Annotated in this window: 8 protein-coding genes; 3 read left to right on the top strand and 5 right to left on the bottom strand. The window is 74.9% G+C overall.

Annotated features, from left to right (window positions below):
- Nucleotide 1: 1 nt before the first annotated feature.
- Together D3A60_RS03900 and mrcB are read right to left on the bottom strand one after the other, a co-directional pair.
- Entirely contained in the window at nt 2-601 is a 600-nt protein-coding gene (locus D3A60_RS03900) for a hypothetical protein (RefSeq protein ID WP_119717361.1), read from the bottom strand.
- Complete coding sequence (mrcB, locus tag D3A60_RS03895; protein WP_231120383.1) at nt 598-2994, bottom strand: penicillin-binding protein 1B; 2397 nt, start codon at nt 2992-2994, stop codon at nt 598-600. Before mrcB ends, D3A60_RS03900 begins: the two co-directional genes overlap by 4 nt.
- Before the next feature lie 137 nt (nt 2995-3131).
- Between mrcB and D3A60_RS03890 the strand changes: the two genes are divergently transcribed.
- Nucleotides 3132-5240, top strand: a complete 2109-nt coding sequence (locus tag D3A60_RS03890) for a glycosyltransferase (protein ID WP_119717359.1) — start codon at nt 3132-3134, stop codon at nt 5238-5240.
- Here D3A60_RS03890 and D3A60_RS03885 read toward each other — a convergent pair.
- Together D3A60_RS03885 and D3A60_RS03880 are read right to left on the bottom strand one after the other, a co-directional pair.
- Nucleotides 5237-6682, bottom strand: coding sequence for a hypothetical protein (locus D3A60_RS03885; protein ID WP_119717545.1), 1446 nt, complete (start codon nt 6680-6682; stop codon nt 5237-5239). The two genes, D3A60_RS03890 and D3A60_RS03885, sit on opposite strands and share 4 nt — an antisense overlap.
- Before the next feature lie 223 nt (nt 6683-6905).
- Nucleotides 6906-9071, bottom strand: coding sequence for a RelA/SpoT family protein (locus D3A60_RS03880; RefSeq protein ID WP_119717358.1), 2166 nt, complete (start codon nt 9069-9071; stop codon nt 6906-6908).
- Nucleotides 9072-9158: 87 nt separating this feature from the next.
- On the opposite strand from D3A60_RS03880, the gene D3A60_RS03875 reads away from it, so the two are divergent.
- Both D3A60_RS03875 and D3A60_RS03870 read left to right on the top strand, forming a co-directional pair.
- On the top strand, nt 9159-9683 hold the full coding sequence (locus D3A60_RS03875; RefSeq protein ID WP_231120381.1) for a hypothetical protein: 525 nt from the start codon (nt 9159-9161) through the stop codon (nt 9681-9683).
- A gap of 29 nt (nt 9684-9712) precedes the next feature.
- The gene (locus D3A60_RS03870) at nt 9713-10186 is read left to right on the top strand and encodes a hypothetical protein (RefSeq protein ID WP_157981394.1); all 474 of its coding nucleotides are present in this window, start codon (nt 9713-9715) and stop codon (nt 10184-10186) included.
- Here D3A60_RS03870 and D3A60_RS03865 read toward each other — a convergent pair.
- A complete protein-coding gene (locus D3A60_RS03865; RefSeq protein ID WP_119717356.1) occupies nt 10179-14393 on the bottom strand; it encodes a DUF3418 domain-containing protein in 4215 nt (1404 codons plus the stop codon). The genes D3A60_RS03870 and D3A60_RS03865 overlap by 8 nt on opposite strands.
- Between the last annotated feature and the right edge of the window lie 102 nt (nt 14394-14495).

Below are 14495 nucleotides of genomic sequence, written 5' to 3'. Positions count from 1 at the left end.
CTCAGTACCGCGGGGCGGCGCCGACGGTGCAGGCGTCGCGTTCGCGCAGCGCGCGCGCCACCAGCGCGCGGGCCTGCGTTGCTGCGGCCTGCGCAGCGGCGAGCGCATCGGCCTTCGCCCGCGGCGCGGTGGCCGCGGCAAGCGCATCGGCCAGGCGGGCATTGCCGACCTGCTCGACCGTCGCCCAGTGGCGGCGGCACAGCGGGCCGACCTTGCCGCCCAGTGCCAGCGCACGTTCGGCGCGCGACTGCGCGCCGTCGAAATCCCATAGCAGCAGGGCCGCCTCGGCCCGCTCCTGCAGCACCGCCGGGTCGTCGGGAACGATGGCCAGCGCGGCGTCGAGCGCGGCGGCCGCGGCCTCCATGTCGCCGGCCCGCTCCTTCGCGATCGCCTGCTGGCGCAGGTCCTCGACCTCGGGGTCGCGGATCGGCTGCACGTCCAGCTCATCGGCCGCCGCCACCGCGGTGCCGCGGATGATCGCGACCATCTGCGCCGGCGTAGTGCCGTCCGCAAGCGCCGTGCGCGCGGTCGACGCGGGCGGCGCAGTCGCGCACGCCGCGAGCGCAGCGGCCATCGCGGTGGCGACCAGCGCGCGGATCACGGCTGCTCGTCCGCCGGCGGCGGCTCGGTGGCCGGATCGCGCGGCGCCTCGCGGTCGCCGAAGCCGAACCAGTCGCGCCAGCCGCCGTCCTCGTCGTCGCGCGGCGCCACCGGCTGCGGCTGCGGGCACGGCGCGTAGTCGGGCGCGAAGCCGGCGACGAACGCGAAGCGGCGCGCGCCGGCGCAGTCGGCGTTGGTGGTGTTGGAGCCGATCACCCACTGCCAGTCGAGGCCGTCGTCGCCGACCTCGAGCGGCGCGCTCGGCAGCCGGGCGAACAGCGACGACCACACCCGCATCGCGCCGGTGGCGCCGTACAGGCCGGTCGACTGGTTCTGGTCGTTGCCGACCCACACCACCGCGAGGTGGTCCCCGGTCCAGCCGGCGAACCAGCTGTCGCGGCCGTCGTTGCTGGTACCGGTCTTGCCGGCCGGCTGCAGCCGGCCGAGCCCGTCGCCGACCAGCTGGCGCGCGGTGCCGCCGGTGACGGCCTGCTGCAGCGCGATCGTGATCAGGCGCGCGGCGATCGCGTCGCCCTCCTGCGCCGGCGCGGGCGCCGTGTCGTAGCGCTTGACCGCCTTGCCGTCGGCGTCGAGCACGCCGCGCACGGCGTGCAGCGGCTGGATCTGCCCGCCGGACGCGAGGAACTGGTACAGCTGCGCCATCGCGTACGGGCTCTGGTCGACCGCGCCGAGGATCAGCGACGGGTTGGCCTCGGCCTCGATGCCCGACAGGGTGCGCATCAAGTCGGCGATGCGCTCGGGCGCGACCTGCATGCCGACCCGCACCGTCGACTGGTTGTAAGACTGCGCGAGCGCGTCGATCAGGCGCACGGTGCCGTGGCTGCGGCCGTCGGAGTTGCCCGGCTTCCAGCTCTTGCCGTCGCCGAGCTTGACCGTCACCGGGCTGTCGTCGACCCAGCTCGCCAGCGAGTAGCGATCCGGCTGCGCGAGCGCCAGCAGATAGACGAACGGCTTGACCAGCGAGCCGACGGGGCGCTGCGCCTCGACCGCGCGGTTGAAGCCATGCTCGCTGGCGTTGCGGCTGCCGACGACGGCCACGACCTCGCCGTTGTCGACGTCGGTGACGACCACGCCGGCCTGCAGCGGCGGGCGGCGGCGGCCGTCGAGGCTCTTGAGCGTACGCGCGACGGCGCCTTCGGCCTGGCCCTGCGCCGCCGGCGACATGCCGCTCATGACGCTGAGCCCGGCGCCGGCCAGCGCGTCGGCCGGGTAGTCGCGGGCCAGCTGGCGGCGCACCAGGTCGACGTACGCCGGGAAGCGGTTGGCCGCGTTGCTGCCGGGGTTCTTGGTCACGCCCAGCGGCGCCTTCAACGCGCGCTGGTACTCCTTGTCGTCGATCAGCCCGGTCTCGTGGAACTCGCCGAGCGCGAAGTTGCGGCGCTCCAGCGCGCGCTCCGGGTTGCGGCGCGGGTCGTAGTGCGATGGGCCACGGACGATGCCGACCAGCAGCGCGACCTGCTCGGTGTTGAGGTCGCGCAGGTCGCGGCCGAACCAGAACTCGGCGGCCGCGGCGACGCCGTGGATCGCCTGCGCGCCGCGCTGGCCCAGGTAGACCTGGTTGAGATAGGCCTCGAGGATCGTGCGCTTGTCGTAGCGCGCCTCGATCAGCATCGCGTAGAGGATCTCGTTGCCCTTGCGCCGCAGCGTCTGCTCGCGGCCGATGCCGAGCAGGCCGCTGCGCGCGAGCTGCTGGGTCAGCGTGCTGGCGCCCTGGCGCGCCTCGCCCGAGCGCAGGTTGACCCACGCCGCGCGCAGCATGCCGCCCAGGTCGATGCCCATGTGCCGGTTGAAGTCGCGGTCCTCGACCGCCTGCAGGCCGGTGACCAGCAGCTCCGGCACTTCCTCGATGCGCACCAGCCGCCGTTCTTCCTGCTTCTGGCCGTAGAGCGTGGCGATGCGCGCCGGATCGAGCCGCGCGGTCTTGATCGCCTGGCGGCGGCCGGCGTCGCGCAGGCCGGCGACGCGGCCGCCGGACAGCACCACCTCGATCCGGCGCGGGGCCACGCGGCCGTCGACGTCGTTGTACCCGCGGCTGGAGATCCGCCAGCGGCCGCCGTCACGCGAGTAGGTGCCTTCGCGGACGCCGTCGCCGGGGTGGTAGGACGCCGCGTCGAGTTCGGTCTTCAGCGTCGAGGCGTCCAGCGCGACGCCGGGCGCGAGCTCCAGCGGCCGCGCGTAGACGCGGGTCGGGATCTGCCAGCGCAGCTGGCCGAAGCGCTCGCCGACCTCGTGGTTGAGGTACAGCGTGTACGGGATCAGGAAACCCAGGCCGAGGCCGATCGCGGCGAGCGCCCACGTGACGACGCGGCGGCGCCACTGCGGCGCGGAGGAATCGTCGGCGGAGTCGTCTTCGTCGTAATCGATGCGGGCCACGGGGTGCGACAATGGCCGGGCGTTGCCCGAGTGCCCGCGAGTCTAGCGCAGGCGCCCGCGGCGCCTGCCGCGGCACCACACCGAATTCGCGCGGGGTTCAGCACCGCCGCGCCCAGCCCCAGCCGGAGCGTGACTCGATGCGATTGTCCTGGAGCGAGGTCCGCTTCCTGATCGACCGGAGCACGGGCCTGTTCCACCGCGGCTTGACCAGCCTGCGCACCCGCGGGCTCGGGTCCACGTGGCGACGCGTGCTGCGGCAGTTCCGCCCGGTGCCCGCCTCGCGGCGCCCGTCGCTCTACCTGCCCGCCCACGCCCCGTTCGCGCCGTTCGCGCTGCCGCACTCGGCGGCGCCGCGCGCCAGCGTCGTGATCCCGGTGTTCAACCACGTCGCGCACACGCTGGCGTGCCTGCGCGCGCTCGCCGCGCACCCGCCGGCCGCCGCGATCGAAACGATCGTCGTCGACGACGGCTCGAGCGACGACACGGCGGCGTGGATGGCGCAGGTCAACGGGCTGCGCTACCACCGGCGCGCGGCCAACGGCGGCTTCATCGCCGCGTGCAACGACGGCGCCGCGCTCGCCCGCGGCGAGTTCCTGGTGCTGCTCAACAACGACACCGTGCCGCAGCCGGGCTGGCTCGACGCGCTGCTGGCGACGTTCGAAGCGCACCGGAACGCCGGCCTGGTCGGCGCGCAGCTGCTGTACCCCGACGGACGGCTGCAGGAGGCCGGCGGCGTCGTGTTCCGCGACGGCAGCGCCGCCAACGTCGGACGGTTCGAGGCGCCGGACGACCCGCGCTTCGCCTGCCTGCGCGACGTCGACTACGCGTCCGGCGCGGCGATCGCGGTGCCGCGCGCCCTGTTCCTGGAGCTGGGCGGCTTCGACACGCGCTACGCGCCGGCGTACTACGAGGACACCGACCTGGCCTTCGCGATCCGCGCTCGCGGGCTGCGCACGCTGGTGCAGCCGGCCGCGCGCGTCGTCCACGACGAGGGCACCAGCGGCGGCACCGACACCCGCACCGGCCCCAAGGCCTCCCAGGTGCGCAACCGCGCAGTGTTCGCCGACAAGTGGGCGGCGCTGCTGGCCGGCCACGCGGCCCCCGGCAGCGACCCGCTCGACGCCTTGGCGCGCCGGCCCGCGCCGCGCGTGCTGCTGATCGACGCCGAGGCGCCGCGCCCGGACCGCGATTCGGCGTCGCTGCGGCTGCACCACCTGCTCGCGCTGCTGGTCGACGAAGGCGCGCAGGTGACGTTCGTGCCCGCCGATTGCGCCCACGCCGGCGAGGCCACCGCCGCGCTGCAGCGGCTCGGAGTCGAAGCGTGGTACGCGCCTTACCTGGCGTCGCTGCCGGCCTGGCTGCACGCGCACGGTTCGCGCTTCGACACCGTCGTCGTCAGCCGCCACCACCTGCTGCGCGGACTGCTGCCGCTGCTGCGCCGGCACGCGCCGCAGGCGCGCGTGGTGTTCGACAGCGTCGATCTGCACTACCTGCGCGAACGACGCGCGGCCGAACTGGCCGGCGACGCCGCGGCCCGGCGCGCGGCCGAGCGCACCCGCGCGGCGGAGCTCGACGTGATCGCGCGCAGCGACGCGACGCTGGTCGTCAGCGCGGCCGAGCGCGAGCTGCTCGCCGCGGACGCGCCGGGCGCGCGCGTCGAGGTGCTGTCGAACCTGCACCGCGTCAGCGGCCCGGGGCGACCCTTCGCCGAGCGCGCGGACGTGGTCTTCGTCGGCGGCTTCCGCCACCCGCCGAACGTCGACGCGGTGCGCTGGTTCGTCGCGGAGATCTGGCCGCGCGTGCGCGCGCGCCTGCCGGACGCGCGCTTCCACTGCATCGGCGGCGACGTGCCGGCCGAGGTCGCCGCGCTGGCCGCGTCGCCCGGCGTGCACATGCACGGCCACGTACCCGACCTGGCGCCGTACATGGACGGGGCGCGCGTCGCCGTCGCGCCATTGCGCTTCGGCGCCGGGGTCAAGGGCAAGGTCAACCTGAGCATGGCGCACGGGCAGCCGGTCGTGGCGACATCGTGCGCGATCGAGGGCATGCACCTGCGCGATGGCGTCGACGTGGCGGTCGCCGACGCTCCGGAGGCCTTCGCCGACGCCGTCGTCGCGCTTTACGGCGACGAGGCGCGGTGGCAGCGGCTGGCCGCCAACGGGCTGAGGAACGTCGCCGAGCACTTCTCGTTCGATGCGGCGCGGGACGTGGTGCGCCGCGTGCTGATGCGCGGGGACGAGCGCTAGGGCTCGGCCGCCGAACGCGCCGCGCGCAGCCGCTCGGCGAACTCGTCCAGCCCCGGGGCATCCGGGTCCAGGGCCCGCGCCGACGCGAGCGCGGCCTGCGCGGCAGCCACCTCGCCGGCGCCGAGGCGCTCGTCGCCGACCGCCATCCAGCGCTGCGCGAGCCGGCGGCGGTCCTCGCGCCAGCCGGCACTCTCGCCTTCCAGCACCTGCCGCGCGTCGAGGCACTCGCGCGCGCGCTGCAGCCGGTTGCCGCGCAGCTCGCGGTCGAAGCACGCGCGCGCGGCCGGCAGCAGTCGCGCCGAGGCGGCGCGCACGCGCCGGTCCTGCGGGGCGATCGCGCGGGCCGCGCGCAGCCGGTCGTAGGCGCTCTCGCCCGGCGGTGACAGCAGGTCGCCGCGCGACTCCGCCTCGGCGGCATCTCGCAGCAGCTCCGCCAGTCGACGCCGGCGTTCGGCGGTCGGCAACTCCCCGCCCAGGCGCGCCTGCGCGCGACGGGCGCGCTGCAGGTGCTGGCGCGCCGCAGAGGTGGCCGATGCGTCCGGCGCGAGCGACTCGGCGATCCGCAGCGCCGCGGCCGCGCCGTCGAAATCGAAATCGGACGACAGCCGCTCGCTGCGCCGCGCGTAGGCGCCGCCGACGCGCAGGATCCCGCGCGCGGCGTCCGCATCGTCCGGGGCGGCGGCCAGCACGGCGCGGTAGCCGGCGAGCGCGGCGGCGAGGCGGCTGCGGCGCAGGGCGGCGTCGGCGTTCGCGCGCCGCCGTTCGACCGCGCGCGCCAGCGCGTCGAGCGTGTCCGGCAGGTCCACGTGGCCGGCATCGACCGCCTGCGCGCGCCGCACGATCGCGGCGGCGGCGGCGAGCTCGCCACGTTCGAGGTCGGCGCGCGCCAGCTGCAGCAGGTCCGCCAGCGTGTCCTCGCGCCCTTCGAGCGCCTCGTTCCGCGCCGGCTGCAGTTCGAGGACGCGCTGGTACAGCGCCAGCGCACTGTCGGGCGCGCCGTCGTAGCGCCCGGCCGCGCGCGCAGCACCGGCCTTCGCCAGCAGCTCGTCGATGCCCGCGTCGGCGGCTTCGCGCTCGCGCAGTTCGCGGGCGAGTGCGTCGGTGCGCGCGCGCGGCACCGCGAGCTCGCGCGCCAGCGCCAGCGCGGCGTGCGCGTCGGCGTAGCGGCGCGCGGCGAGGTCGGCGCGGGCCTTGGCGAGCGCGGCCTCGCCGACGCGGGCCAGGCCCTCGCGCGCGTCGGGACGGTCCGGATCGAGCGCCAGCGCGGCCTCGTACAGCTCCCGCGCCCCGCGGCCGTCGAGCGCCGTGAGCCGCCCTTCGGCCAGCGCCTGCGCCGCGTCGGCGCGCAGCTGCTGGCCGCGCGTGTCCGGCCACAGCCAGTCCGACAGCGGCTGGCGCAGCACCAGCAGCAACAGCACCCCGACCAGCACCGCGATCGCGATCGCACGGGCCGACCACGCGAGCGCCGGCAGGCGCCGCAGCCGCGCGCGTGCGGGCGACGAGGCAGAGAACGCGACGTCGCCCCAGTCGACCCCGCCGGGCTCCACGCGACCGTCGGACGCCGGCGCGCCGCGGCGTGGCGGCGGCGGGTCGGGCGTGGTGTCGGGCGGGCGCGTCATTGCCGAAAGGATACGCCGCGCGCGCACGACGCCGGCGTGTGCGGGCTCAGCGGCTGCGCTGGGCGCTCTCGACGCCCGGCAGCCCCGCCAGCTTGCCGAGCACGGTCGACAGCTGCCCGTAATCCGACACGCGCAGCCCCAGCTGCAGGCGCACCCGCGCGCCGTTGCGCTCGTGCTCGCTGCGGATGCTGCCGACGTGCACGTTGTTCTGCGCGATCAGGTTGGTCACTTCCTTCAGCAGCCACTTGCGGTCGAGCGCGACGACCTCGACGTCGACCTCGTACGCGCTGCCCTTGCGCCCCCACTCGACCGGCAGCACCCGCTGCGGGTCGATCGCGGCAAGCCGCTGGAACGCCGCGCAGGTCGGCCGGTGCACGCTGACCCCGCGCGTGCGCGTGAGGTACCCCGCGATCGGTTCGCCCGGCAGCGGCTGGCAGCAGCGCGCCAGCTGCACCAGCAAATTGCCGACGCCCTCGACGGTGAAGTCGCTGGCCTTGCGCGGCGGCGCGCGCCGCGACAGCGGAATCAGCGGCGCGCCGACCGCCGGCGCGGTCAGCGCGCGCTCGTGTTCGAGCAGCGCGCGGCCGACCTGGTGCGGGCCGACGTCGCCGAGCGCGACCAGCACGTACAGCTCGCCGTCGCTGCCGGCGTTGAAGCGCTCGCGCACCGGCGCGAGGTCGGCGCCGAGCAGGCCGAGGCGGCGCAGCTCCTTGTCGAGCAGCTCCTTGCCGGCGGCCTCGTTGCGCGCCCGGTCGAGCTTGTGGAACCAGGCGCGCACCTTGTCGCGCGAGCGGCTGCTGGCGAGGAAGCCGTTCGCGGCGATCAGCCAGTCGCGGCGCGGCTCGCCGACCTTTGCCGTCATGATCTCGACGCGGTCGCCGCTGCGCAGCTTGTGGTCGAGTGGCACGATGCGCCCGTCGACCTTGGCGCCGCGGCAGCGGTGCCCGACTTCGGTGTGCACGTGGTAGGCGAAGTCCAGCGGCGTCGCGCCGGCTGGCAGGTCGATCACTTCGCCCTTCGGCGTCAGCGCGTACACGCGGTCCTCGACCAGCTCGGTGTCGAACTCGCCGGCCAGCGCCTGCGCCTCGCCGCCCGGGCCGGGCTCGCCGTGCGACTCGAGCAGCCGGCGCATCCACGCGATCTTGCGGTCGAACGCCGCCGACGCCTGCGCGCTGCCTTCCTTGTACTTCCAGTGCGCGGCGACGCCGAGTTCGGCCTGGCGGTGCATCTCGGCGGTGCGGATCTGCACCTCGAGGGTCTTGCCTTCCGGCCCGATCACCGCGGTGTGCAGCGAGCGGTAGTCGTTGCGCTTGGGCCGGGCGATGTAGTCGTCGAACTCGCTCGGGATCGGCACCCACGTGGCGTGGACCACGCCCAAGGCGGCGTAGCAGGCGGCGACGTCGTCGACCAGCACGCGCACCGCGCGCAGGTCGTAGAGCTCGCCGATCGGCACGTCCTTGCGCTGCATCTTCTTCCAGATGCTGTAGATGTGCTTCGGCCGCCCGGCCACGTCCGCGTGCAGCCCCTGCGCGGCCAGCGCCTCGCGCAGCGTGCGCTTGACCGCTTCGATGTAGCGCTCGCGGTCGCCGCGCTTCTCGTCGAGCAGGCGCGCGATCTGCTGGTAGGTGCCCGGTTCGAGGTAGCGGAACGCGAGGTCCTCGAGCTCCCACTTCAGCTGCCAGATGCCGAGCCGGTTGGCGAGCGGCGCGTGGATGTCGCGCGTGAGCCGGGCCAGCGCGCGGCGCGCGTCGTCGTCGAGCCGGTCGGCGTGGCGCATGCGCGCGAGCTGCCGGGCCAGCAGGATCGGCACCACGCGCAGGTCGCGCACGATCGCCAGCAGCAGCCGGCGCAGGCCCTCGCTGCCGGACTGGGTGCGCTGCTCGGCATGCAGCGACCACACCTGCGACGCGGCGCGCTGGCCGTCTACGAGCGCGGCCACGGCCGGGTGGGTGCGCTCGAGCGCCGCGGCCACCGCCGCGTGCACGGCCGGGTAGGCATGCACGATCGCGGCGGCGACGGTGTCGCCATCGGCTTCGAGCGTGACCAGCGCATCGAGCGTCGCCGCGACGACGTCGGGCGGATCGCGCGCATCGCCGAGCGCACCGGGGCGCGCCAGCGCGTCGCCCAGCAGCGCGCGCAGCGGCGGCGCGATCGCGGCCGCGGCGGCGTGCTGCAGCGGCGGTGGAACGTCGGTGGCGGCGGGGGCGCTCATCGCGGGGGCGACAGGGTCGGAGGTGAACGGCGGGACGCGGCGCGCGTTGCGTCTACACTAGCCCGCATCCGATTGGAGGAACAGCACATGCCGTCCGCCCAGCCCCGTTCCGCCACGCTCCGCGTGCTCCGCGCCGCCGTTGCCTGCGCCCTGCTCGGCGCGGCCCTCGCCGCTTCGGCGCAGTCGCCTGACTCGCCGCCGATCGAGCAGCAGATGAGCGCCGCCGAGCGCGCCGCGACCGGCGTCGACACGCTGTCGCCCGCGCAGCTGGCCGCACTGAACGCGTGGCTGAACCGCAAGCTCGATGTCGAGACCGCGAAGGCGGCGGAGGTCGCGAAGGCGACCGTGATCGAGGAGAACCGCGGCCTCGAGCTGTTCGGCTCCAGCGAACCGATCGTCTCGCGCATCGCCGGCGAGTTCCGCGGCTTCGGCAACGGACGCACGTACACGCTCGAGAACGGCCAGGTATGGACCCAGGTCGACAGCGCGACGCTGGCCGGCGTGCGCAAGAGCAACCCGACCGTGTCGATCAAGCCCAGCGTGATCGGCAAGACCTGGTACCTGTCGATCGAGGGCTACAACACGCGCGCCCGCGTGCAGCGCGTCAAGTAGAGCCCCTTCTTTCCGTGGAGAACATGCCGATGTCGAGCCGCCTGCTGCCCCTGTCGCTGACCCTCGCCGCCGTGCTCGTCGTGGGCGCGGATGCGTCCGCGCAGACCGCCTACGTCCCGATCGAGCAGCGCATCACCGCCGAGCAGCGCCAGGCCGCGGGCCTGCACAAGCTGTCGGCCGACGAACTGGCGGCGCTCAACGCACTGCTGCGCGGCGAGCGTTCGGCGGCGGTGGCCGCCGCGGCGACGGATCCGGCCGCGGTCGAGCGCAAGTCGCCGCCGCGCGAGGCGATCACCGCCCGGCTCAAGGGCAGCTTCAGCGGCTGGACGCCGGGCACGAACCTCGAGCTCGACGACGGCCAGGTGTGGCGCGTGATCGACGGCAGCCTCTACACCGACCGCGTCGAGTCGCCGGCGGTGCGCATCGAGCCGGGCCTGCTCGGGGCCTGGTACCTGAAGGTCGACGGCCAGACCAACCGCGCGAAGGTGCGCCGGGTCAAGTAGCGCGCTGGCGCAGCTGCGCCAGCCGCGTCGCCAGCTTCTTCGGCGAGATGCCCGCGCGGGCGCCGAGCTCCTGCGCGAACAGCTGCACGCGCAGCTCCTCGAGGTCCCAGCGCAGCGCCTGCCACTCCGGATCGTTGGCCGCGCCCGACGCGGTGGCTTCCGACAGCGCGTCGGCGAACGGCTTGAGCTCGAGCATCCGCGCCTGGTCGCGGGTCGGGTCGCGCAGCGCGCGCTCGCCGCGCAGCGCCAGGGCCTTCAGGTAGCGCGGGTAGTCGCGCAGCGCGTCGGCCGGCACGTCGCGCAGGAACCCCGGCGGCGTCAGCGTCGCCAGGTGCGCACGCAGGTCGTCGAGGTTGCCGCTGGCCCAACCCATCAGCGGCGAGTCGAGCTTCGCCCGGGCCTCGGCCACGGCCGCGAGGATCGCCTCGGCCTGCCGAAGCCGGACCGTCGCCTCGGGGAACAGCCCCTTGCCGACCGCCTCACGCCGCGCCGCGAACGCGTCCGCGTCGCGGATCCCGTCCAGCCCCTCGCGCGTGAGCGCGTCGAACGCGCCGTCGACCAGGTCGGCGCGCAGCCGGTCGCCGTCCTTGAGCCCGTCGGCGCGCGGCGCATGCGACTCGATCGCCGCGTACAGCAGGCCCGTCTTCGGCCCGATCGGCAGCTGCTTGCGCGCCTGCCGCAGCTTGTCGGCGAGCGCGAGCTGCAGCAGCCGGCGCACGCCGCGCGGGTGCTCGCGCTGCGCCACCTCGCGTTCGGCATGCACGCGCAGCGAGACCGAATCGCCGTCGTCGTGCAGCGCGGGGTAGGCCGGCACGCCGCCGACGCCCGGCACCGACTCGGGCACGCGCGCTTCCGGGAACGCCACCAGCCCCTGCCGCGCCAGCCCGTCGGCGGCCTTGGCCGCGAACGCCTGCGCGGCGCGCGCGCCGAAGCGGGCGCGCAGGTCGTCGAGGTCGCGCGATTCGCCGAGCACCGCGCGCGACCTGCCGTCGCGGCCGGGCGCGTCGAGCAGCCGCAGGTTCGCGCGCAGGTGCGGCTCCAGCGCGGACTCGTCGAAGTCCGCGCCGGTGATCGCCACGCCGGTCAGCTTGTGCAGGAACCGCGCGAGCTCGCCGGTGATCGCGTCGCCGCTCGGCTGCGGATGCGCCTGCGCGAACGCGCGGGCGAAGTCCGGCGCCGGCACGAAGTTGCGGCGCAATGCCTTCGGCAGCGACTTGATCAGCGCGGCGGCCTTGTCGGCGATGAAGCCCGGCGCCAGCCAGCCGAGCCGCTGGGCGTCGAGCGCGTTGAGCAGGTGCAGCGGCACCGTCACGGTCATGCCGTCGTCGGGCGCACCCGGCTCGAAGCGGTAGGTGACCGCGAGCCGCGCCTCGCCGAGCGCGATGAACGCCGGGAAGCGCGCGGCGTCGGTCTCGTCGGCCACCAGCAGGTCGTCGAGCGACCATTCCAGCGCCGCCTTCTGCTCGGCCGGCAGCTTCGCGACCCAGGCGTCGAGCGCCTGCGCGTTGTGCACGTGGTCGGGCAGCCGGTCGAGGTACCACTGCGCCATCCACTCCTCGTCGACGACCAGCCCGGCGCGGCGCTGCTTGGCCTCTTCCTCCAGCGCCTTCGCCAGCGTCGCCCGGTTGCGCGCGACGAACGCGCTGCGCGTGTTGATCTCGCCGGTGACCAGCGCGTCGCGCGCGAAGATCGCCCGGCTCTCCTCGGGGAACAGCGCGCCGTAGTGCACCGGGCGCTTGGGCGCGAGCACCAGCCCGAACAGGCTGATCTGCTCGGCGCCGACCACGCGCCCCTGCGAGCGCGCCCAGTGCGGGTCGAAGTGCCGTCGCGCCAGCAGGTGCGGCAGCTCGTCGATCGCCCACTCCGGCTCGATCGCCGCGTTGGTCATCGACCACACGCGCTCGGTGTCGAGCAGCGTCGCCGATAGCACCCACGGCGGCGGCTTCTTCGCCAGCGGTGAGCCGGGAAACAGCTGGAACTTGCGCCCGCGCGGCCCGTCGTAGACGCCGCGGTCGCCGCGCAGGCCGATCTGGGTCGGCAGCCCGGCGATCAGCGCGCGGTGCAGGTCGGCGTAGTGGTGGTCGCCGCCGCGCGGCGGCGCGGACGGCGCGGCTACGGCGGCGGATGGCGCGGCGCTGGCGCGGGACGGGGGCGGCGCACCAGTGTCATGCGCGTCGCGCCCGCTTGGCTTCTGCTCCCGTCCGCGGCGTCGGTGGCGCCGGTCCGCGGGGGCCAGTGTCGCCGTCCCGGGCCCGGCGCTCGCGGCCCCGCGTGCCATCGCCTCGCCGCCGCGATCGATCGACCAGCCGAGTTCCTCGCTCATCAGCTTCAGCTGGCGGTGCAACTCGCGCCATTCGCGCAGCCGCAGGAAGCCGAGGAAGTGCTTGTCGGCCCACTTGCGAAGCTGCGACTGGGTCATCGCCTCGCTGGCCTCGTGGTAGGCGTCCCACAGTTTGACGATGCCGACGAACTCGGACTTCGGGTCGGCGAACTCGGCGTGCGCCGCGTCGGCCGCGCCGCGCTGGTCGGCCGGGCGCTCGCGCGGGTCCTGGATGCCGAGGAACGACGCGATCGCCAGCATCTCGCGCAGCACGCCGTGGTCGTTGGCCGCGACCAGCATCCGCGCCAGCTTCACGTCGACCGGCATGCGCGCCATCAGCCGGCCGGTCGCGGTCAGGCGGCGGTGCTCGTCGATCGCGCCGAGCTCGGCCAGCTGCTGCCAGCCGTCGGCGATCGCGCGCGGGTCCGGCGGCTCGAGGAACGGGAAGTTCTCGATGATCCGGGTGTCGTCGGCCGGCGCCTGCCGCGCGCCGCGCCGGCCGGCGCCGGCCGCGCGATGATCGATGCGGCCCAAGCCCAGCGACAGCATGCGCAGGATCACGCCGGCCAGCGCGGCGCGGCGGATCTCCGGGTCGGTGTACGCGGGGCGCGACAGGAAGTCGGCCTCGGAATAGAGCCGGTAGCAGGTGCCCTCGCTGACGCGGCCGCAGCGGCCCTTGCGCTGGTCGGCGCTGGCCTGGCTGATCGGCTCGATGTGCAGGCGGTCGAGCTTGCCGCGCGGGCTGTAGCGCTTGACCCGCGCCAGGCCGGGATCGACGACGTAGCGGATCCGCGGCACCGTCAGCGATGTTTCGGCGACGTTGGTCGCCAGCACGATGCGGCGCTTCGGCCCGGGGTTGAACACCCGGTCCTGGTCGCGCACCGACAGCCGCGCGTACAGCGGCAGCACCTCGGTCTCGCGGTACTTGCGCCGTTCAAGCGCCGCGTGCGCATCGCGGATCTCGCGCTCGCCCGGCAGGAACACCAGAACGTCGCCGCGCGGGTCCTCGCGGGTGATCTCGTCGCACGCGGCGACGATGCCGTCGACCACGCTGCGCTCGCCGCCGCGTTCGTCGCCGGATTCGTCCTCGCCGCCCTCGAGTGGGCGGTAGCGCACCGAGACCGGGTAGCTGCGCCCTTCGACCTGCACCACCGGCGCGTCGTCGAAATGCGCGGCGAAGCGCGCGGTGTCGATCGTCGCCGACGTCACGATCACCTTGAGGTCGCTGCGCCGCTGCAGCAGCTGCTTCAGGTAGCCGAGCAGGAAGTCGATGTTGAGACTGCGTTCGTGTGCCTCGTCGATCAGGATCGTGTCGTAGGCCGACAGCCAGCGGTCGGACTGGATCTCGGCCAGCAGGATGCCGTCGGTCATGAACTTCACCGCGGTCGACTCGCCGACGTGCTCGCTGAAGCGCACCTGGTAGCCAACCGCGCCGCCGAGCGGCACGCCGAGCTCCTCGGCCACGCGCCGCGCGACGGCGCGCGCCGCGATCCGGCGCGGCTGGGTGCAACCGATCATCCCCGCGGCGCCGCGGCCGGCCGCCAGGCACAGCTTAGGCAGCTGGGTGGTCTTGCCGGAGCCGGTCTCGCCGGCGATCACCACGACCGGGTGCGCGCGGATCAGCTCGACGATGCGCTCGGCCTCCGCGCCGATCGGCAGCGACGGGTCGGCCGGGGCGTGCGGCAGCGAGGCCGCGCGCGCCTCGCGCTTGCCCACCGACGCGGCCAGCGCGGTCGCGAACGCGTCGCGCGCGGCCGCGTCGCCCGGCTGCGCGGACCAGCGCGACCACAGCCCGAGCAGCCGCCCGCGGTCGCGGCTCAGCGCGCCGTCGATCGCGGCGCGGGCCTGGGCTAACGCGTTCTTTGCGGCGGCATCGCTAGCATTCATCCGGGACGACCACCTTCGCTGTTCGGTTCAAACGGCAACGGCCGCGGCGTATTGTCGCCGTTGACCCCCACCCACGGAGACCCTGCATGGCCAAGAACAAGC

Origin of the sequence: Cognatilysobacter tabacisoli (assembly GCF_003586305.1) — a bacterium.
GTDB classification, from domain to species: domain Bacteria; phylum Pseudomonadota; class Gammaproteobacteria; order Xanthomonadales; family Xanthomonadaceae; genus Cognatilysobacter_A; species Cognatilysobacter_A tabacisoli.
The sequence above is the reverse complement of the archived record's forward strand: the minus strand, read 5'-3'. Positions and strand labels throughout refer to the sequence as shown.

Excerpts from the sequence above, each read along its gene's own strand:
- D3A60_RS03890 (WP_119717359.1), top strand. The coding sequence starts at position 3,132 with ATGCGATTGTCCTGGAGCGAGGTCCGCTTCCTGATCGACCGGAGCACG.
- D3A60_RS03880 (WP_119717358.1), bottom strand. The coding sequence starts at position 9,071 with ATGAGCGCCCCCGCCGCCACCGACGTTCCACCGCCGCTGCAGCACGCC.
- D3A60_RS03875 (WP_231120381.1), top strand. The coding sequence starts at position 9,159 with ATGCCGTCCGCCCAGCCCCGTTCCGCCACGCTCCGCGTGCTCCGCGCC.
- D3A60_RS03870 (WP_157981394.1), top strand. The coding sequence starts at position 9,713 with ATGTCGAGCCGCCTGCTGCCCCTGTCGCTGACCCTCGCCGCCGTGCTC.
- D3A60_RS03865 (WP_119717356.1), bottom strand. The coding sequence starts at position 14,393 with ATGAATGCTAGCGATGCCGCCGCAAAGAACGCGTTAGCCCAGGCCCGC.